The 931-nt window shown below is 59.4% G+C and carries 1 protein-coding gene; it reads right to left on the minus strand.

The genetic code is table 11. The features are described from left to right. Positions 1 to 931: hypothetical protein (locus tag ABB34_RS15430; RefSeq protein WP_211258215.1), on the minus strand; the 931-nt coding region annotated here is incomplete at both ends.

Genomic DNA, 931 nt, shown 5'->3' on the forward strand with positions numbered 1-931 from the left:
GCTGGCGTGATCCTTTGATCGCGGTGACGTACTCCATGAACAAGGCGGACGTGGAAACTTCTACCGCAAGCTTGAACGGATGGGAGCCAGAAGCCCGGCCCTGTTTGCTGCTTCCCTTGGTCATTTCATGGGACAGGCCCCACTTGTTCTGGTCGTCCATCTTGGCCAGATACGAAGCTGCACCTTCATCGCCGTCACGCACGTCCACAGCGTGTGCCAGGAATGCCCATTCGTCGTCCCTGTCAGGCTGGAAAAGGCCGACTTTCTTGCACGCCTTGAGCCAAAGCTCAGCCAGCACCATGCGCATCCGGAGAGGATCGGCAGACGGGCTGACAATCAGCAGCTCGTGGGTGTGAGGGTGCCAACCGTTCTTGCCGTGGGTCACTTCAAGGGTACGGATACGACCAGCAAACCCCACATCGCCCATGAGTGCCATGTATTGCCGACGACCACGCATGTAGGTGATTGCCTGTTGCTGGAGCTTGAGCAGCAGGGCAAGCGGTTGGTCTACCCGGTGCGGGAAGGTGTAGGAGGCCATCACGAAGGCTTTCCCCTGCCCCTCCCCCCAAGCGATAGCCTCGACAACTTCCTGCAGGCGACGCTCTTGGATCTTGGATGCACAAAGCGGCCAGGAGTGCACACTGCCGCAGATCTTCAGGCCTTTGTAGTGATAGCTGGGCTTACCTTCCGGGCGCACCAGGGAAACTTCTTGGCTGACCCGTACCCAGGTACATCCGATAGACCGATGGACGTTGGCCGGGAACTTGTCCGGGCTGTTCTTCACCGCGTCAGCGCGAAGCACGCGCTTGATAAGCCCATCAAGGCGGTAACGCTCCCGTGCATAGTCCTCCCGTGTCCGGGTGGTATGCTTGTCGGTGAGCTCTTTCCCAGTGCTCTTTGATCCAAACCCCTCGCAGGCTGCCACCTGTGG

It is taken from the genome of Stenotrophomonas daejeonensis (genome assembly GCF_001431505.1).
Classification (GTDB): domain Bacteria; phylum Pseudomonadota; class Gammaproteobacteria; order Xanthomonadales; family Xanthomonadaceae; genus Stenotrophomonas; species Stenotrophomonas daejeonensis.